This window comes from Prosthecobacter sp. (assembly GCF_014879935.1).
GTDB lineage: Bacteria > Verrucomicrobiota > Verrucomicrobiia > Verrucomicrobiales > Verrucomicrobiaceae > Prosthecobacter.
The window spans coordinates 1-19,071 of record NZ_JACSRD010000076.1; the positions used below are offsets into that span (position 1 = coordinate 1).

General features: G+C 61.1%; 16 protein-coding genes, 1 tRNA gene and 1 pseudogene. 14 read left to right on the forward strand and 4 right to left on the reverse strand.

The genetic code is table 11. From position 1 onward, the window contains the following. Positions 1-1,988: prolyl oligopeptidase family serine peptidase (locus IAE77_RS03830; RefSeq protein WP_294222091.1), on the forward strand; the 1,988-nt coding region annotated here is incomplete at its 5' end. 25 nt (positions 1,989-2,013) lie between these two features. Then, positions 2,014-3,228: an MFS transporter gene (locus IAE77_RS03835; RefSeq protein WP_294222094.1), complete on the forward strand. Its 1,215-nt coding sequence runs from the start codon at positions 2,014-2,016 to the stop codon at positions 3,226-3,228. Positions 3,229-3,250: 22 nt separating this feature from the next. Here the strand turns inward: IAE77_RS03835 and IAE77_RS03840 are convergent. Next, positions 3,251-3,327: transfer RNA gene (locus IAE77_RS03840), tRNA-Pro, on the reverse strand. Between the two features lie 189 nt (positions 3,328-3,516). On the opposite strand from IAE77_RS03840, the gene IAE77_RS03845 reads away from it, so the two are divergent. The 3 genes from IAE77_RS03845 to IAE77_RS03855 all read left to right on the forward strand — a co-directional run bounded on the left by IAE77_RS03845 (position 3,517) and on the right by IAE77_RS03855 (position 8,121). Next, positions 3,517-4,593 (forward strand): ABC transporter ATP-binding protein, encoded by a 1,077-nt coding sequence (locus IAE77_RS03845; RefSeq protein WP_294222095.1) that lies wholly within the window; start codon positions 3,517-3,519, stop codon positions 4,591-4,593. A gap of 142 nt (positions 4,594-4,735) precedes the next feature. Beyond that, positions 4,736-6,421: an extracellular solute-binding protein gene (locus IAE77_RS03850; protein ID WP_294222097.1), complete on the forward strand. Its 1,686-nt coding sequence runs from the start codon at positions 4,736-4,738 to the stop codon at positions 6,419-6,421. A gap of 5 nt (positions 6,422-6,426) precedes the next feature. Then, on the forward strand, positions 6,427-8,121 hold the full coding sequence (locus tag IAE77_RS03855) for an iron ABC transporter permease (RefSeq protein WP_294222100.1): 1,695 nt from the start codon (positions 6,427-6,429) through the stop codon (positions 8,119-8,121). Here the strand turns inward: IAE77_RS03855 and IAE77_RS03860 are convergent. Both IAE77_RS03860 and mnmA read right to left on the reverse strand, forming a co-directional pair. After that, the gene (locus tag IAE77_RS03860) at positions 8,118-9,287 is read right to left on the reverse strand and encodes an FAD-dependent oxidoreductase (RefSeq protein ID WP_294222103.1); all 1,170 of its coding nucleotides are present in this window, start codon (positions 9,285-9,287) and stop codon (positions 8,118-8,120) included. The two genes, IAE77_RS03855 and IAE77_RS03860, sit on opposite strands and share 4 nt — an antisense overlap. After that, the gene (mnmA, locus tag IAE77_RS03865) at positions 9,284-10,378 is read right to left on the reverse strand and encodes a tRNA 2-thiouridine(34) synthase MnmA (RefSeq protein WP_294222105.1); all 1,095 of its coding nucleotides are present in this window, start codon (positions 10,376-10,378) and stop codon (positions 9,284-9,286) included. The genes IAE77_RS03860 and mnmA overlap by 4 nt, the downstream gene beginning before the upstream one ends. A 60-nt stretch (positions 10,379-10,438) precedes the next feature. Between mnmA and IAE77_RS03870 the strand changes: the two genes are divergently transcribed. The 8 genes from IAE77_RS03870 to IAE77_RS03905 all read left to right on the forward strand — a co-directional run bounded on the left by IAE77_RS03870 (position 10,439) and on the right by IAE77_RS03905 (position 17,344). Continuing rightward, positions 10,439-10,927, forward strand: coding sequence for a DUF2752 domain-containing protein (locus tag IAE77_RS03870; protein WP_294222108.1), 489 nt, complete (start codon positions 10,439-10,441; stop codon positions 10,925-10,927). A 21-nt stretch (positions 10,928-10,948) separates the two neighbouring features. Next, positions 10,949-11,350, forward strand: coding sequence for a hypothetical protein (locus IAE77_RS03875; protein ID WP_294222111.1), 402 nt, complete (start codon positions 10,949-10,951; stop codon positions 11,348-11,350). Positions 11,351-11,474: 124 nt separating this feature from the next. Then, the gene (locus IAE77_RS03880; RefSeq protein WP_294222115.1) at positions 11,475-12,140 is read left to right on the forward strand and encodes a hypothetical protein; all 666 of its coding nucleotides are present in this window, start codon (positions 11,475-11,477) and stop codon (positions 12,138-12,140) included. Positions 12,141-12,196: 56 nt separating this feature from the next. Then, positions 12,197-12,748, forward strand: a complete 552-nt coding sequence (locus IAE77_RS03885; RefSeq protein ID WP_294222118.1) for an NUDIX hydrolase — start codon at positions 12,197-12,199, stop codon at positions 12,746-12,748. Positions 12,749-12,826: 78 nt separating this feature from the next. Then, the gene (gene rplI, locus IAE77_RS03890) at positions 12,827-13,321 is read left to right on the forward strand and encodes a 50S ribosomal protein L9 (RefSeq protein ID WP_294222121.1); all 495 of its coding nucleotides are present in this window, start codon (positions 12,827-12,829) and stop codon (positions 13,319-13,321) included. An 81-nt stretch (positions 13,322-13,402) separates the two neighbouring features. Next, entirely contained in the window at positions 13,403-13,936 is a 534-nt protein-coding gene (locus IAE77_RS03895) for a helix-turn-helix domain-containing protein (RefSeq protein ID WP_294222124.1), read from the forward strand. Between the two features lie 58 nt (positions 13,937-13,994). Continuing rightward, on the forward strand, positions 13,995-16,751 hold the full coding sequence (locus tag IAE77_RS03900; RefSeq protein ID WP_294222126.1) for a hypothetical protein: 2,757 nt from the start codon (positions 13,995-13,997) through the stop codon (positions 16,749-16,751). Positions 16,752-17,101: 350 nt separating this feature from the next. Further along, entirely contained in the window at positions 17,102-17,344 is a 243-nt protein-coding gene (locus tag IAE77_RS03905; RefSeq protein ID WP_294222129.1) for a hypothetical protein, read from the forward strand. Positions 17,345-17,526: 182 nt separating this feature from the next. Here the strand turns inward: IAE77_RS03905 and IAE77_RS03910 are convergent, their stop codons facing one another. Continuing rightward, positions 17,527-18,123, reverse strand: a complete 597-nt coding sequence (locus tag IAE77_RS03910; protein WP_294222132.1) for a group 1 truncated hemoglobin — start codon at positions 18,121-18,123, stop codon at positions 17,527-17,529. A 228-nt stretch (positions 18,124-18,351) separates the two neighbouring features. Here IAE77_RS03910 and IAE77_RS03915 point away from each other — a divergent pair. Next, positions 18,352-19,071 (forward strand): annotated as a pseudogene (locus IAE77_RS03915) (dioxygenase); the annotation flags it as partial.

The following is a 19,071-nucleotide window of genomic DNA, read 5'->3' on the forward strand; positions in this document are numbered from 1 at the left end:
AGACAGCCGCTACTCCGGCGAAAACGGCCGAAGTGCTGCCGCTGCATCGTTTTCCGCGCATGTTGCAGGACTGGCTGGTGAATGAAGTGCGTGCGGCCGAGACGCGCGGCAATGTCCGGCGCGACGCATTGAAGACCAAAGCCGATGCGGAGGCCTACGTGAAGTCCGTGCAGGAGCGCATCCGCGCCTGTTTTGGTCCGCTGCCCGAAAAGACGCCGCTGAACGCCAAGGTGACGAAGGTTCTGGAGCGTGAGGCCTATCGCATCGAGAACATCGTGTTTGAAAGCCGGCCGAACTACCACGTGACCGGCAATCTCTACCTGCCAGCGCGTCGCAATGGTTCCGTGCCAGGTGTGATCGGCGTCTGCGGGCACTCCTTGAATGGAAAGGCTGAAACAGCTTACCAAAGCTTCGCGCAAGGCCTCGCACGTCAAGGCATGGCCTGCTTCCTGATCGATCCCGTCGGCCAGGGCGAACGTTTCCAATACCTCAACGAGAAACTCGGCTCCCGCCTCGGTGGCGGAACGACGGAGCACAATCAAATGGGCGCTCCGCAGGCCCTGGTTGGCGACTTTCTCGGCACCTGGATGGTGTGGGATGCCATGCGGGCGCTCGATTACCTGCTCACACGCAGCGAGATCGATCCGCAGCACATCGGCGTGACAGGAAACTCCGGCGGCGGCACGCAAACCACCTGGCTTTGTGGCATGGAACCGCGTTTCACCATGGCAGGGCCGTCTTGCTTCGTCACCACCTTCCGTCGCGACGCGGAAAACGAGCTGCCGCAGGACATGGAGCAGTGCCCGCCGCGTGTCCTCGCCAACGATCTCGATCACTGCGACTTCCTCGCCGCCATGGCGCCAAAGCCGGTCATCATCATGGCGCAGGAAAAGGACTATTTCGACGCACGAGGCTCCACCGAGACCTACGAACGGCTGAAGAAACTCTACACGCTGCTCGGCAAGCCGGAGAACATCCAGCTCCACATCGGTCCCGATCCGCACGGCTACACGCAGCCAAATCGCGAGGCGATGTATCGCTTCTTCGGCAAGGTCACTGGCCTTTCCACCACCGGCGGCGAACCGGCCATCACGGTCGAAAAAGAAGCCGATCTGCTCTGCACTCCGAAAGGCCAGGTCACGGCGATGGGATCGCGCACCCTGATGTCATTCACGAACGAAAAGGCGGAGACCCTTGCCAGACAACGCGGCGCGCCACGGGGCAAAACGCTGCAAAAGGCGGTCAAAGATGTCCTGAAACTGCCTGCCATTCCGGATTCACCGCCCGACTACCGCATTCTGCGCAGCGTGGGCAGCCGAAAGTATCCGGCCAAGGGCTACTGCACCTATGCGGTAGAGACGGAGCCGTTGATTCATGCCCTGGTGACTCGTCTCAGCGACGAACCACTCACATCCCGGCTTCCGCGGGGTTTGACCAAAGCCGTGTTGTACCTCTCCCATCGGTCCGCCGACGCCGAACTGAGGGAGGATCCCTTCGTGCAGGAGCTCATCGGCTCCGCCCCTGACGCGGCCTTCTTCGCGTGCGATGTGCGCGGCATCGGCGACTCGCAGCCCGACACCTGCGGCGCGAACCAGTTCCTCGGCCGCTACGGCAGCCACTACTTCTACTCCGCCTACGGTTTGATGCTCGACAAGCCGCTGCTCGGCCAGCGCACCTTCGATGTGCTGCGTGTCATCCAGCTCCTCGTGGCCGCTGGACACACGGAAATCCATCTCGCCGGTCGCGGTTGGGGCGCGGTGCCGGCCACGCTGGCCGCTGTGCTCCACAGCGCTGTCAAACAGGTCACGCTGAAACATGCGCTCACATCCTTCCACGACCTCGCCATCCATGAGGACCAGCAGTGGCCGAACGCCTTCATGCTGCCGCACGCCCTGGAGCATTTCGACCTGCCGGACTGCCACGCGGAGCTGCAATCACGGCAACTTCGCCTGATCGAGCCGTGGGGAGCCGCCGACGGCATGAAATGAACCTCAAATCCGACCACCACCCGCCATGCAAAGCCAGCTCAAGACCAAGCTCTCCCTCTTCATGTTCCTCCAGTATTTCATCTGGAGCACGTGGTACATGACCCTCGGCGCCTATCTCGGCACGCTGAACTTCAGCGGCACTGAGATCGGCGCCTCGTATGGCGCTTTCGCCTGGGGCGCCATCCTGTCGCCCTTCATCGTCGGCCTGATCGCGGACCGTTTCTTCGCCTCGGAGAAAATCATCGCCGTGCTCGGCATCGCAGGGGGGCTGGTCATGCTCGCCATTCCGCAGTTCAAGACCTTCGGCTCCGTCTATCCCTCCCTGATCCTCTACTGCACGCTCTATGCGCCCACGCTCGCCCTGGGCAATTCCTTGTCGATGCACCATCTGGCGGATGCGAAGAAGGACTTCCCCTTCGTGAAAATCTTCTCCGCAGTCGGCTGGATCGCCGGTGGCGTGGTGCTGAGCCTGCTGAAAGCCGAGCAGTCCCCGGTGCAGCACTACCTCGCCGGCGGCACCTCGATCGTGTTTGGCGTCTTTGCGCTCTCCCTGCCGCACACCCCGCCGAAGAAGCGCGGGCAGGATGTCTCGCTGGCCGAGGTGCTCGGACTGGATGCGCTGGCGCTGCTGAAGAAGCCCGCCTTCGCCATCTTCATCCTGTGCATGTTCCTGATCTGCATCCCGCTCTACTTCTACTTCGTGAACATGGGCACCTACCTCACTCAGTTGCAGTGGGAGGGCATGGCTGGGAAAATGACCCTCGCCCAGGTCTCCGATGTCATCTTCCTCCTGCTCCTTCCGGTGATGCTGAAGTCGCTTGGCTATAAGAAAACGATCTTCCTGGGCATCCTTGCCTGGGTGACGCGTTACTTCATGCTCAGCGCCAGCGCCACCAGCAGCGGCAGCGCCTTGATCTTCGGAGCCATCCTGCTTCACGGCGTCTGCTACGACTTCCTCTTCATCGCCGGACAGCTTTATGTCGATGACGAGGCCAATGAACGCATCCGTGGCGCGGCCCAAGGTCTCATCGCGATCATTCTCTGGGGTTTCGGCTCCCTCGTCGGCACCTTCCTCGCAGGCAAGGTCATGGATGCTCACAAGCTCGCGGAGGCGAAAGGCAGCATCGCCCACGACTGGTCGGGCATCTGGGCCACACCGGCGTGGATCGCAGTCGCCGTGCTGGTGGTCTTCATGCTCTTCTTTCGCGAGCCGCCCGCCAAGACCCCGGCGGCAAAATAACCGTGCAGGGCATCAAACAAACTGGTCGGGCTGGCGAGATTCGAACTCACGACCTCTTGCACCCCATGCAAGCGTTCTACCAGGCTGAACTACAGCCCGACCTTGTTTGATTTCCCTCCTGCGGAACCATGTTGGGGTGGCCTCCGTCGAAGAGGGGCGCATTCTGGACAGAGCCGCTGTCTTTGCAACCGAGATGTTGCGTTCCAGCGAGAATGCTGATCCGCGTCGATTGGGACGAGGCTTGCCATGATCCCGGCCCTCTCGTAAAACCAGGGACAATTCGCGCGCATGGTCACCATCACGATCCAGGAACTCACCAAACGCTTCAGCGGCAGCGTCGTCCTCAGCAGTGTGGATCTGCAGATCGAATCCGGCGAGCTGTTCTTCCTTCTCGGCCCCAGCGGCTGCGGCAAGACCACGCTGCTGCGGCACATCGCCGGCTTCTACACGCCCGATGAGGGGAAAATCTGGTTCGATGACCAGGACGTGACGCGGCTTCCCGCGCACAAACGCGGCACCGGCATGATGTTTCAAAGCTACGCGCTGTGGCCGCATCTCAACGTGGCGCAGAACGTCGCCTTCGGCCTCGAAGAGCGCAAAAGACCGCGCAAGGAGATCGAGCACCGCGTGGCGGAGGCGCTCTCACAGGTGAAGCTGGACGGCCTCGGCTCGCGCAAGATCCAGCAGCTCTCCGGCGGCCAGCAGCAGCGCGTCGCCCTGGCCCGCGCACTGGTGATCCGGCCCAAATGCCTGCTGCTCGATGAGCCCTTGTCCAACCTCGACGCCAAGCTGCGCCTGGAAATGCGCAGCGAGATCCGCAGCATCTGCAAACAGCACGGCCTCACGGCGATTTACGTGACTCACGACCGGGATGAGGCGCTTTCGATGGCTGACCGCATGGCGATCATGGAGGCGGGCAAAATCGCGCAGCTTGGCCCGCCTCCCGAGATTTATCGCAATCCCGCCAGCCGCATGGTGGCCGAGTTCATCGGCGAGACGAACTTCATCGAAGGCCGCACCCTGCGAGAAAGCAGCCGCGAGGGCTTCCACGACGTCGAAACGAGCTTCGGCGTGTTGCGGGGCCGCACCGATGGCACCTGGCAGCCAGCGAGCGGCCAGCCGGTCGTTCTGAGCATCCGGCCGGAATCGCTCACCTTCGCCAATCTCACCGACTCGCCGAATCGTTTCCCCGGCCACATCATCGACACCACCTACCTCGGCGCCACCGTGCAGTATCTGCTCCAGGTCACAGGCGGACCGCTCATGAAAGTCTGCGAGATCAATCCGCAGGAGATCCGCCCCCCCTCCGAGGACGAGACACGCGCCATGGCCGCGATGAACGACGTCGTGATTCTGCGCAAATGAAGAACTTGCGCCCATCGCGTCAGCGTCCTGGAGTGCGCCGGTCCTCCGGCGCTTTCGGATGTCTTGCCACACACGAAAAGCTCCAGAGGGCTGGAGCACTCCAAAACGCTGACGCGCCTCAGGAAGACCCACCGCTTGCACCATGAGCGCTATCCTCCAGCATCCACGCGCACAGGCCGCGCTCGCGCGTCTGCGGCACTGGCGCAAAGAACTGGCCGTGGTCATCGCCATGGCGCTCACCCTGATCGGTCCGTTCCTCCTCAAACCGCAGCAGAGCACCGCACTGGCCCGCTACGACCGTCGTCTCGTCATCATCACGCCGCATCACGACCGCATTCGCGAGGAGTTCGGCCACGCCTTCGCCTCACACTGGAAGAAAACGACCGGCCAGACGCTGTTCATCGACTGGCGTGTGCCTGGCGGCACCTCCGAGATCGCCATGCTGATCAAATCGGAGGCCACCGCCGCGTTTCAGCAGCACTGGCAGCGCGATCTGGGCAGGTCGTGGACGCCCGCCGTGGCACAGGCCTGTTTGAACGCGAAAGCCGCGCCCGAAGACGAAGCGCGCAACGCCTATCTCGTCTCCAACGTCAGCACCGGCATGGATGTGTTCTTTGGCGGCGGCGCTTATGATTTCGAGCAGCAGGCCAAAGCAGGCACGCTGGTGGCCGGTGATGGTGAAAAAACGGGAATCAGCGGCCTGATGAAAAAACATCCCGACTGGTTCGGTGAGAACGGCATCCCGGAGAAACTCAGCGGCGAGCCGTTCCGCGATCCGCAGGGCCGCTGGTGTGGCGCCTGCCTTTCCAGCAGCGGCATCGTCTTCAATCGCGATGTGCTGCGCCGCATCGGCATCGCGAAAGATCCCGCCGCATGGGAAGACCTCGCTGATCCGCTCTGCTACGGCCAGATCGCCCTCAGCGATCCCGGCAAGAGCGGCTCCGTGACCAAGGCGCTCGAAATGCTCATCCAGCAGCAGATGCAGATCGCGATTGATCGTTTGAAGGCGGTGGCGGACCCAAAGCTGACTCCGGAGCAGATCGAAGCGCAGGGCGTGGCCGACGGCTGGAATGAAGGTCTGCGCCTGATCCTCCGCATCAGTGCCAATGCACGTTACTTCACGGACTTCTCCACCAAGATCCCGCTCGAAGTCGCCCGCGGAGACGCCGCCGCAGGCATGTGCATCGATTTTTACGGCCGTTCGGCAGAGGAAGACGTGCGCCAGCCCGATGGCACCTCACGCGTCGGCTTTGTCTCGCCGCTCGGCGGCACCTCGGTCAGCGTCGATCCCATCGGCATGCTGAGAGGAGCGCCCGATCCGGAGATCGCCACGGCCTTCATCGAGTTCGTGCTCGGCGACGCCGGACAGAAGCTCTGGAGCTTCCGTGTCGGCGAGGAGGGCGCTCCGCGTCGTCATGCGCTGCGACGTCTCTCGGTGCGGCGTGATCTTTACACACCGGCGAACATCGCACGCATGAGTGACGGCAAGGAAGCGCCGTTCGAAAAGGCGAAGGCGTTTGTTTACCACCCGGAACGCACCGGCACGGCGTTCAGCGCCATCCGTTTCCTCGTCCGCGTCATCTGCGTCGATTCCCACGATGAGCTGCATGCGGCGTGGAAGGACATCATCCAGGCCGGCATGCCTGAGCGCTCGATCAAGGTGCTGGAAGACCTCACGCGTGTGAAATACGAGGCCGCCACCGGCAGCATCTCAAAGGTCCTCGCCTCACGCGACAAAGCGCAGGAAACCCGTCTCGCCCATGAACTCGGCGATGCCTTCCGCACCCAGTTCATCCGGGCCGGGACCATGGCCCGGAACTCCCGCTGATCCTCATGTCACGCACGCTTTCACTCCTGATCTTCGTGGTGATGACCGCGTTCTTCGCGTGCTTCTTCGCTTATCCGATCTGGGCGGCGCTGGAGGCCGCCTTCCGCGGGCCGGATCACCAGTTCACGCTGCAATACGTGGCCGAGGTGTTCCTGAACCAGCTGTATCGCGAAGGCTTGTGGAATTCGTTTGTCATCGCCGTGTGGACGACGCTGGGATCTCTCGTCGTGGCACTGCCGCTGGCCGTCTGCTACGTGCGATTCGCCTTTCCCGGCCGTGCGCTGCTCAATTCGCTCGTCCTCATGCCCATGATCCTGCCGCCGTTCGTGGGAGCGATCGGCATCAAGGCCATGCTGGGGCAAGCCGGTGCCTTCAATGCGCTCCTCATCAACCTCGGCCTCATGGACGCCGCGCATCCGACCGACTGGCTGGGCCAGCAGCGCATGCTGGGCATCATCATCATGGAGGTGCTGCACCTCTACCCGATCATCTACCTCAACACGGCCGCCGCGCTAGCGAACCTCGATCCCGCGCTCGAAGAAGCCGCGGCAAACCTCGGCTGCAATGCCTGGAGCCGCTTCTGGCGGGTGACGCTGCCCCTCATCATGCCCGGCGTGTTTGCCGGTGGCACCATCGTCTTCGTCTGGTCGTTCACCGAGATGGGCGTGCCGCTGCTGTTTGATTACGACCGCGTGACCGCCGTGCAGGTCTTCCGCAGCATCAATGACCTCAGCGGCAACCCCTTCCCTTACGCCTTGGTGGCCGTGATGCTCGTCTTCAGCACCCTGTTCTATCTGGGAAGCAAATTGCTCTTCGGCAGCTCCAACGCGGGCGGAGGCGGCCGTGCCACCACCGGCCGGGAAACGGTCCGCCTGCCGGCCTGGCTGGGCTGGATCTGCACCACGCTCTTCGCGGGCGTCACCTTCCTCGCGGTGCTGCCGCATCTCGGCGTGGTGCTGCTGTCTTTCGCCAAAGACTGGTATGGCACTGTCATTCCGCATGCCTTGACGCTCGATCACTACCGCGATGCGCTCGGTCATGAGCTCACGCTGTCCTCCATCGCGAACAGTTTGAAGTACTCATCCCTTGCGATGCTGCTGGCGCTTCTTCTGGGAATCGGCGTGGCCTATGTCTCGGTGCGCACGCGCCTCTGGGGCCGGCAGATCCTGGATGCCATGGCCATGCTGCCGCTGGCGGTGCCCGGGATCGTCATGGCCTTCGGTTATCTCGCGATGACACGCGAAGGACAGCCCTTTCACTGGCTCATGCTCGGCGAAGATCCACTGCTGCTGCTCGTGATCGCCTACGCGGTGCGGCGGTTGCCTTATGTCGTGCGTTCCGCCGCCGCCGGCTTTCAACAAGTCAGCCCCACGCTGGAGGAAGCCGCTCAAAACCTCGGCGCACGCCCCGAAAAGGCGCTGTGGCGCGTCACTTTGCCGCTGGTGGCCCCCAATCTCGTCGCCGGCGGCCTGCTCGCCTTCTCCTTCGCCATGCTGGAGGTGAGTGACAGCATGATCCTGGCCCAGCAAGCAGCGCATTTCCCGATCACCAAGGCAATCTACTCCCTCGTCCTCGCCCTCGGCAGCGGCCCGAACCTCGCCTCCGCCCTCGGCGTCTGGGCGATGATCTTCCTCGCCGTCACAATCCTCGGCGCAGGCGTGATCCTCGGCAAAAAACTCGGCGCTTTGTTTCGCGGTTAACTCGAAGCCCGGGCGCCATCGGAGTGTGCGGCGGTCTTTTCACGCCAGCGATAGCGTGGTGCCCAGGCATTCGGTGTCGATTCCACCACATCAGCGATGATTTCGCCGAGGACAGGCGTGAACTTGAAGGCGTGGCCGGAATCGCCTGCGGCGACGATGAGCCCGGCATGGGCGGGATCGTGGTCGATCCAGAAAGAACCGTCAAAGGTGTCGCAGTACAGGCAGACGCGAGTGGAAAGCACCGGCGCATCAGCCAGTGAAGGAAACGTGTCGCGCAGGAAGGCCCGAAAGCGTTCTTCCTCGCCCGGAGGCAAGGTGCGCGGCTCATCCGCACGCACCTGACGGCCGGCTCCGTGATTGGCGACCTTGACGATGCCATCTCGATTCGCTGGAAAGCCATACCAGCCGGTTTTGCCGATGTCGGCTCCCCAGACGGGAAATTGCGGTGGCGTGAAGGGTTTCGGATCGAGCGGTTTGAAGTGAAACACCGTCTGCGCGGTCGCTCCCATGACCTTTTGCAGATGCGGGAGCACGATCGGAGTCCAGGCACCGGCAGAGACAAGCACGGCGTCCGCTGTCCATGTCTGATCGCCAGAGTCGATGCCGATGCAATGCGTTCCCTCAAAGACGGGTCGCGGCCGGGGCACATTCTCGATGATCTCAATGCCTGCGACTCTGGCATCGGCCGCAAGCCTGGCGATGACTCGACCGCTTTCCACCCAGCCGCCAACGGGATTGAGGTAACCATCGCGATAGTTCGCAGCATTCCACACAGGATGAAGCTCACGAAGCATCGCGGACGAGGTGCGGCGCAGAGAATGGCCACGTGGCGTCAGGAAGGCTCGGCTGTCGTGCTCGAATCCGCCGGGCTGCATCGCCTCACGCGACATGACGAGGAATCCGACCTCGTGGTAAAGCTCCTCGCCCCACTTCGCGTTCCATTCGCGCCAGCGCTCGATGCTGAGTTCACCCATGGCCGTGTGTTGCTCGTCGGCCGCGTAGTCCATGCGAACGACCTTGCTGATGTCGGTGGAGGCCGCGTCGGGATGCGGCAGCGGGCCTTGATCGATCAGCGTGACCTTCCAACCTCGCGCATGCAGTTCCAAAGCCGCGGTGAGGCCGAAACAGCCGCCGCCAAGGATGAGGATGGAAGGTGCGGCGCTCATTCGTGCTGGATGGATTCAAACACCGCGCCGCCGAGCAGGCGTTCGCCATCATACAAGGCGCAGATCTGTCCCGGTGTGAGCGCACGCTGCGCCTCGACGTATTCGAGTTCGGCCCGGCCATCACCGAGAGGAAGAAACACCGCATCGCCTGCGGGACAGCGATAGCGTGGCTGCGCCTGCAGCTTGCGCGCGACATCCAGCGGCTCGCCCGTGGTGGAAACCGAATGCAGCACCGCTTTGCGCGCCCAGAGCAGCGGAGTGTCCGGGTTTTCGATGGCGACGACGAGTTCGTTGGTCTCCGGCCGCTTGGCGACGACGACGTAGGCCTGTTTGTGCAGCGGACTGGCGACGCCATGGCCTTTCCGCTGCCCGAGTGTGTAGAGATGCAATCCGCGATGCTCGCCCAGCACCTTGCCTTCGAGATTCACGATGGGACCGGACTTGTCGGAAACGAAGGTGCGCAGGAAATCCTCCATCTTCACCTGACCGATGAAGCAGATGCCCTGGCTGTCCTTCTTCTCCGCTGTTTTGAGGCCAAACTCACGCGCCAAGTCACGCAACTGCGGCTTCAGCAAATGGCCGATCGGAAACTGAGCGATGCGCACCTGCCCGGGCCGCATCATGGCGAGGAAGTAAGTCTGGTCCTTGTTCGGATCGAGGCCACGCAGGATGTGACCGCCATCCTTGCGCGCGTAGTGGCCGGTGGCGATGGCTTCGAATCCGTTGTCACGCGCCCAATCCCACAGCACACCAAATTTCATCTCGCGGTTGCACATCACGTCGGGATTCGGCGTGATGCCGGCCTGATAGCCTTCGAGGAGGTATTTCACCACCTTCTCGCGGTATTCCGTCATGAGATTGACGACGCGGAACGGAATGCCTAGTTGCCTGGCGACGGCCTCGGCGTCCACGATGTCCTCTTCCCAGGGGCAATGACCAATGATGTTCTCCTCATTGATCCAGTTCTTCATGTAAACGCCGTGCACATCATGCCCCGCGCGGACGAGCAGGGCGGCGGCCACACTGCTGTCCACACCTCCGGACATGGCGGCGAGAATCTTCATCCGTCGAGATTCCACGGCTGGAGTCATGCGTCAATGAAGAGGCGGCTGATGCTTGGCAGAGCGGAAGCTCCGGGTTATCAACAGCGCATGTCCTTTGCCAACGTCCTCGCGCCCTGGCTTGCCCCGTTGATCCGACAACGGGGCCTTTGCCGGATCCTGTTCGTGGCGATGACCGGACTCCTGGTGACCGCCGCGCTCGGCTTTTCATGGTGGCAGTGTCCTTTTGCTGCGGTCACAGGTCTGCCCTGTCACGGTTGCGGGATGACACGGGCTTTCGTGGCCCTGTCCCGTGGCGACTGGCGGGATATGCTCCTGCTCCATCCCTTTGCCCCGTTTTTTGCACTCGTGGGCGCTCTCACATCCGTGTCCACGCTGCTCCCGGCTTCAAAATGTGAGCACTTGGCGCGGAGGATCGAGGCATTCGAGCGAAAAACCCGCCTTCCGGCGGTCATCCTGGTGGTTTTTGCATGTTTTGGCTTGCTGCGAATGCTCGGTTTCTGGTATCTCCCGCCTATGACCGAAGCTCGGGGTCTCTTTAAAAGCGTTCCCGGTGCTGTCGGAAGCCAGCAACCCTAAATCCAACCTAGCCCATCCCTTATGCAACCCGACAGCCAAGCCGCCGCCCTCGCTGGAGCCGCCCCCAGCGGTCTCACCCTCGGTCTATTCGCCGTGATCGCCATCGTCAGCATCATCTGCTGGATCAAAGTCCTGATCGCGCTTTTCAAAAACGCGGGAGTCGGCCTGGGCATCCTGGGCATCATCTGCGCCATTTTCGCGTTTGTCTGGGGCTGGGTCAAAAGCGGCTCGCTCGGGCTGCGTGGCACCATGATCACCTGGACGCTCTGCCTCGTGGGTTCCTTTGTCGTGCAGGGCAAGATGGCCGCCGACATGATGAGCAACCCTGAGTTCCAGAAAGCCATCAAAGAAGCCCAGCAGCAGCAAGCCGCGCCCTCAGCACCAGCTCCTGCTCCTGCGCCCGCACCGGCCACGAACAACTAAAGAACGACCAGGAATCTGCCTCACAGCCATCCTTCGCTCCGGCGGAGGGTGGCTTCTTTTTTCCAGCCCAAAGCAGCAACCAATGCTCCGCTTGATCTTTCCATGCGGTGCATTGAGATGAGGCATGGCAAAGATCGAAAAGACGCCGCAGGGCGGGTTCCATTCCGGCTACGGCTGCATCATCATCACGGCGGCGTTCGGCGTCTTCGCCTTCATCCTGTGGTGGGGTTATCATTCGCTGACGACGATGGACCGTGAGTTCGCCGCCATCGCCCAGGCGCAGCCAGTGACGCTGGCGGAAGTGCCGCCGCAGCCGGATCTGGACAGGAAACTCGCTGAATTCGCCGCTGCGGCCACCGCAGGCCAGCCAGCCACGCTGAAACTCTCCGCCGCTGAGATCAACACGCTCATCGTCACGGCTCCTGACGCCGGAAACGGCACCTACAAGGACATGCTGCGGGTGAAATCCTTTGATCCCGCGAACCAAGTGATCACCACGGACTGCAGTCTGCCGATGAACACCGCGAAGTTCTGGGAGGACAAGAAACGCTACCTCGTGGGCGAGATCGACTTCCACATCGAGCAAACCGAGGCCGGTCCCGACGCACGGGTGAAAATGGTGCGCGTGCCAGGCAAAACCTTGCCCGAGGGCATGATCTCCGGGATGCAGAATTACGGTTACCTCGGCCCCTACCAGACTCATCCCACGATCGGCCCCGTCTTGAAAGCCATGAAGCAGGCGAAGGTGGAGGCCGATGGAGTGACTCTTTCGACCACAGCGCAGCCCTGACGGCACCCGCTTTGGAAACCAACAGCAGCCGCCTCTGAGAATCGCGCACTTTGACCATGGACCTCCCCCAGCACTCGAATCCCTGGAAAACCGTCTCCACCCGCGAGACTTACGCGAACCCCTGGATTCGCGTGCGCGAAGATCAGGTGATCAAACCCACCGGCAGCCCGGGCATCTACGGAGTCGTCGAATACAAAAACATCGCCGTCGGTGTCATTCCCATTGATGCCGAAGGTTACACCTGGCTGGTCGGCCAGTGGCGTTACTGCCATGGCCGTTATGAATGGGAAATCCCTGAAGGCGGCTGTCCGGCGGACGAATCACCCGCCGAAGCCGCCAAACGCGAGCTTCTGGAAGAGACCGGTATTGTGGCCGAAACCATCGAGCCCCTGCTCCACGGCATCCAGCTTTCCAATTCCACCAGCAACGAGACCTGCGACATCTTCATCGCCACCGGCCTCTCCCACACCGCAGCGCAGCCGGAGGACACGGAGGAACTCGCCGTGCTGCGGCTCCCGCTTTCCGAAGCCGTCCAGATGGCCCGTGACGGCCGCATCCGCGACAGCGTCAGCGTGCTGGCCCTTCTGGCCGTGGCAAGCAGAGTGTGAAAGAACCTGCAATCCCCCTTTGACACCGGGGGAGGGGCATGTATTCTCGCGCCCCTTTTCCCCCGGGGAACCGTCGTCATGGCAACCACACAAGTCATTCTCAAAGAACAAATCAAAGGTCTCGGAGCCGAGGCCGATGTCGTCAAAGTGAAGCGCGGCTTTGCCCGCAACTACCTGCTCCCGCAGGCCAAGGCTTACGAGGCGACGAAAGGCAACCTCCGCCACACCGAGCGCCTCAAGGCCATCCGTGCCGAGCGCGAAGCCAAGGAAATGGCCGAGGCCGAGAAGCTTGGCAGCAAGATCCGGAAGGTGAAGCTCAAACTCACCCTTGCCACCGGCCAGGGCGGCAAAGCCTTCGGTGCCATCACCACCATGGACATCGCCAAAGCACTCACCGAACAGGCTGGCGTTGAGATTGACCGTCATCAGGTCGTCCTTGAGCGTCCGATCAAGAACACCGGCAGCTTTGAAGTCGATGTGAAGCTCGGTTATGACATCACGGCCACCGTGAAGCTCACCGTCTCCGCCGCAGGCGAAGCCGCTCCTGCTGAAGGAGAGGAAGCCGCCGAGTAAGATGCGGAAACACCTTTCTCAAACAAGCCGCTCCGTGTCCCACGAGGCGGCTTGTTTTATTTTGGGGTTGGAGCGTTGTTCATGTGCCAGATTGAAAGGCCGTTCCTCAGCATCCCGGAGTTCAGGCGAAATAGGTATCATCCTATTTTGCCATTTTGCTACTTCACCCTCAAGGCCTCCAGAACGGCGGTCAGGTTGCGCAAGCTCGTTCAGAAGGGGTTCAAAATCAGGCCGGTAACCTTGGGGCAGCACCTGCGGTCTCGAAGGCTGGTCTTGAAATTGACCCAGGTTCAGGCCGCTGAACGTCTGAACACTTTGCGCGAACACTATGAACGTTGGGAACGTGACGAGGTGGCTCCGACGGCCTCCTTTTGGCCACGCCTCATCGGTTTCCTCGGCTCGTATCCGGTGGCTGTCCAAACCCCGGCTGACCAAGTCTTGATGGCTCGAAGGATCATGGGGTTGAGCCAGTTTGCCTTTGGTCGGAGGATTCAGGTCATCGCGAAAAATGTCCGCGAATGGGAGCACGGCGTGGCGAAACCCTCCCCGGCCATGCTCGCAAAAGTGCAGCAACTGGTGACTGACACTCCGGTTGTCGGACTGGCAGCCGTGTGATAGTCATCGGCCCGTGAAGGATTCAGGCACCTCTCTTATCACGGACAAAGCCTCTCTGATGGCACTCATCACGGGAGCAGTCACTGGGCTTTCGGTGGCGCTCTTTAGAAGTTCCATTGTGACCATACCTGGCTTTATCGCCGGCACGCAGCTTCAACTCGTTTTGATTTTGGCGCTGTCGGTGATCTCAGCGCTGGTGACCGTAATTCTTGCCCGGAAGGAGTTCACGTCACGGTTCCATGCGCCGGGCGAGGCGGGCCGCCTTGGTATTCAAGCGGGTGTCTTCTGCGCTCTATGGGCGGGAGCAGTCCTTACCGCGTTGGCAACATGGGACGCCAGCGGGGCGGACAGCGCCTCTCTGGATCGGGCACTGCGCTCGCGAATGTGGCTTGTCTTTTCGGTCAGCCTCGCAGCCCTGCTTCCTAGCGTGCTGTGTGGTTTTGTTGGAGGGTTGATCGGGGGGCAGGTAGCTCTCAGGAACTGGACGGCCGCTTCGGCGGACACGTTGCCAGCGATTTTTCCCTGGCTGCGATGGGTCAAAATGGGGGTCTCCGTGATGGCGGCACTCCTTCTGGCGTCTCCCATCTCATTCCTCGGTCGAGCTCCGGTGATTGACCCACCTCCTGTGGTCGCGGCTCCTTCCATTGCTCCAGTTCCACCGGCCCCCCCGCCGTTTCGCTATGATCCGCCCAAAGACATCAAGTCGGCCAAGATCGGCGAAATCCAACCGGACTTCACCAAAGTCATCCCTCAAGTGCAGAGGGATTGCCCCGTTGCCCTGTCGCCAGACGACGTGATGGTCGCTTTTGGAGATGCGGCCGGATCGCAGCCCGCGATTGGCATTTTCGATCTTCATCGGTTCACCAAAACCGCGTCCATTCAGGTTCCTGCATTTCCTCATGGGAATCTGTCCTGGTCTCCTGATCAGAAATCCATCGCCTGCACGATTGGCGAAGGAAAGTCGCGCCGTGTGTGGATTTTGCGAATTGCCGAAAGCAGGGCCATCGAGTTACCGCGTCCGCCTGGAAGAGACGTGCCGGGAGGTGATCTCCACTGGTGGCAGGCTGGAGAACTTGCCTTTTTTCCTGATGATGAAGCCCCTCTGGCTTTCGATCTCGACAAGCTCGTGCTATTGCCGTTGGAAGATTCCCCGGCATACAAGAAGCTCGACGACATCAGCAAAAGGCTTTGGAAGGAAGGCTCAAGGGAGACTTGGCCGGGCCAGACGCATTGGAAGCTCGGAGTGCGCACCCTGATCACATCGGCTGTTCCGCCGTCGCGCCGTGAACCAGACGGCCCCTGGCAGTTGTCCGGCCAGAGTGTCTGTGCCTTCACACACCCCAGCGTGCCCATCTCCTTTGGTCTCAAGTCTTTTGGCGTGGACGAAGGCGACAAGATTCTTTGCTCAGATGATGGCTCGAAGCTGATGCGCCTCATGAATGGAAAGATCGAGGTGACTTTCATGAAGCAGACGACCTGCCCCGACCTCGTCTTTGAAGTGGAGATGCCGTTCCCGGTCGATGAGATTGAAAACACGGGTTGGAGCACTCAGGTCAAAGACAAGCAGCTTTGCCTGATGATCTACGCCCCTCTAAAGAATCCGCTAAATGATCGAGTGGTTGGGCCGGACTACAATCAAGTGCGTGCGCTCGCCCGCTTGCTGGAGTGGAAGGGCCGCCAGGGTGTTTTTATCGTTCAGACCCGTGATGGCAGTGTCCAGGCAGGCGATGTGGCCTCAAGCCTTCACTATTGGGAACCTGGAAACATGTCCGAGTGGAAACCTGAGACCACCCGCAATTGGTGGACCACCATCAAAACGGCTAGCTCGCCACTTCCTGCCAAGCTTCCCGAACTTCCCACGCCTCAACTCTTGGACTTAACCCAGGGCACGTCCGTGATGATTGTGACGAAGGCCATCGAGAAGCCCCACGAGCCGCCTCCTCAGAAAGTGACAGAGGTCGCACCGCCACCTCAGCCTCCTGCGCCCCCTCCTCCGCCAGCCATCTCGGCAAGTGATGTGAAAGCGTTTGTCTCTGAGCATCATGCCAAAGCCTCAAAAGGCGACCTTCAAGGCATGATCGCAGACTATGAAGCGATGGTGGACTTCCTCGACAAGGGCTTGCTGACGAGAGATGCGATTGGTGCTGACGAACAAGCGCATCGAGCCAAGTGGCCAGTGGGCAGCGAAAAGATCATTGGTGAGATCCGCATTGTCCAGGAAGGCGGACTTTGGCAGGCAGAATACACGATCGAGTTCTACAACGAAAACGAAGCCGGTGAATGGCACAAGGGGCGTGCAGACCTCACGCTGCGACTGAAAGAGGCTGGGAAGACGCTCTCCATCACGTCGCAGCGGGCCAAGGTCTATGATGTGACCAACAGTAAGCAGTCACCGAAGGCTCCGGCTGCTGGAGCCGCACAACAACCACAGGGCGTGCCGATTAGCGTTCCCAAGCCTTGCTTTGTCGCAGTCACTCGTGCCAAGGATTTGGGGCAAATCGAGTTCACCGATGAGATCAGTTTCGCGGGAACCCTCACCTGGCATCGAACGTATCGCGAACTCTCACCAGATGGGAAGGTCGTGAATGTTTGCCGCGCCATCTATGAAGGCAATGGAGGAGTGCTTCCCAACCGGCAGGGTGCCCGCATCTACGTCGGCTCTCAAGGCTGGCACAGAACCATGGGGACACCGGCATTTGTTCGTCTGTGCGAGCGAAGCGCGGCTGCTTTGGTCGGCAGGGAGTTCATCTTTCAGTTCACCCAAAATGGGATGATCGAGTCGAACACCGGCACCACTTTCAAGCTGGTGAAGTAGATGGGGAAAGCCTTCCCCTCGCGGCGACTTCGTGGGCCGCTCCCCCTTCGAGCGGGGAGGTTTCCCCGCAACGCCCCTCACTTTCGACACGCCTCGGCACGCTCGATCTTCGGTCCAGCTCACGCCACCGCTGTTCTTGGTGCATCAGTGATCGCAGGCGCCGCCTTCCATAACGCTCTGGCAGCGTTCACCCATGCACGTGTGCCCTCCCCCACCGCCAACGGCCCGTCTGGCATCGGCTCCTTCTTCGTCCGAATGGCAGACCAGCCGTTGCCCCGGCCTCCCTTGGCCGTGCCACCGATGCCGGATGCAGGGCCAGTTCCTCCCCTCCTTTCCACGAGGACTGGCCCATGCTCCGTCACCGGCCACGCGGGAGCACGAGTTCCGAGAAGAACCTGTGCTCCAACCGTTTGATCCAGAAAGTGCTTCATGAATGGCGCGAGCCCCGTCATGATGCCTTTGAGGGTCGTAACGTCTGGAGCCTGTTCAACGCGTTCACCGAGTCCCTGAAAGACGGAAACCTCGCCGAACTGCCCAAACGCACCGAAGCCCTCCATGGCCTTCTGGACACTCACGTCGGCCTATCCGCGTGAAAAGCGAAGCTCTTCTTCTTTGAAGAGGAGCTTTTCTTTAGCTGTGGCGACAGTCATTCGAGCCACTTTGATAAGAAAACATGTTTAAGCCGAAATCGCCATAGCGTCATTTAGAACGCCGCAACAAGTGACTCCGGGCACTTATTGCGGCGTTCAATCAGCAATAGAGAGATGGACGGCTCTCAGTTTGCCTTCTTGGGATGGCCCAAAACATCATCCTTGGTGGAAACCGCAATGGCGACGACCTGGTCGATGAGTTCCTGCTTCACTTTGAAGTCCTTTAGGGTGCCCACGAGGTTCTCAGCGATGGCGTTAAAATGCTCTTCGGTGAGGCCCATGCCTTCGTGCGCCTTGCGCATATCCTTGCCGGTCCACGGCAACGGGCCGCCAAAGGCGAACGACAAGAACTCCTTCTGCTTCCGGCGCTGCTTGTCCATGCTCACGTCGGCAAAGAAGTCATTCACCCGCTTGTCGGCCAGCACTTTGACGTAAAACGCGTCCACCACGGCGTCGATGGCCGCCTTGCCGCCGAGTTTTTGATACAGGCTGTCCTCGCGGGCCTTCAGCCATTTCGTTTTGCATGCTTCTTTCGCAAAGGACCACTTGCGGCCCTCATACTCGGCGGTGATCGCCGGATCGGCGGGTTTGCCGGTGACAGGGCAGACGGTATTCGTGGCGGACTCGGAGGCAACGGCGGCCGGATCGGCGGCGAGCGCGGCATGTACGAGCAGGGTCATCACGACGGTGATGGTTGCGAGGGAGGTCAGGATCAGCTTCATGGTTGGAGGTTGATTAAACATGCACAGTGGATGCTACTTATGCGCGAAAGATATGCTTCGTTGCCCACATTTTGCGCCGCCATCGAGCAACAAAGGCACACTGGAGGCCAACATATGCCCATGGGTCTGCCCGTTGTTAAAGTTGCATCAAGGATGCTTCTTTGAGCTTCAAGGCGGCTTTCCGATGCGAGTTTAACAACATTCAACATTCGCCTGGAGGTGCCCGCCATGTCTTCCCCTGCTTCTCTCGCCAAGGAAACGCCGATTTGCTACCACCTGGCCCCGGACAAACGGCTGCTCGACGCGGGTTGTGCGGCGCATGGATGCTCGCACGCGGTGCCGGGCAGGTTTTCCGGACCGGACATGCCTCCCTGTCTCATGGGCGTGCAGCATCATACGGTGATTGACCTCGGCAAGGTGCGACGCGTGGCGATGATGGTGACACCCCAATGCGGCGGGGACTTTAAAGACGAGGCATGGGAGGCGCTCTCCACCATCCGTGCCATCCTGCGCCAGCAAGGTGAGCCGATGGAGGTGACGATGCAGACCGTGTTTCTGCGCTCCCGGGAGGATGTGCCGACGGCGGAGCTGCTTTTCGAGGCCTGTTATGGTGAAAAGATGCCGTTGACGCTGTTTGTGGTGCAGCCGCCTTGCGAGGGGCGTGGCATCGCGATCGAGGCCTGGGCGGTGGGCACCACTCATGCGAAGGTGGAGCACCATGACGAACATCTGGTGACGGTGGAATATGACGGCCTGCGATGGATTTATGCCTCCGGCGGTTCGTTGCATCGCGAGGGCCGGACGGCCTACGATCAGTCATTCGAGGCCTTTGAAAATCTCCAAGCGGCGCTGCGGCGCGGTGGCGCGGCTTTTGAGGACGTGGTGCGAACCTGGCTCTACCAGGGCTGCATCACGGAGGAGGTGGATGGTGTGGAGCGCTACCGCGAG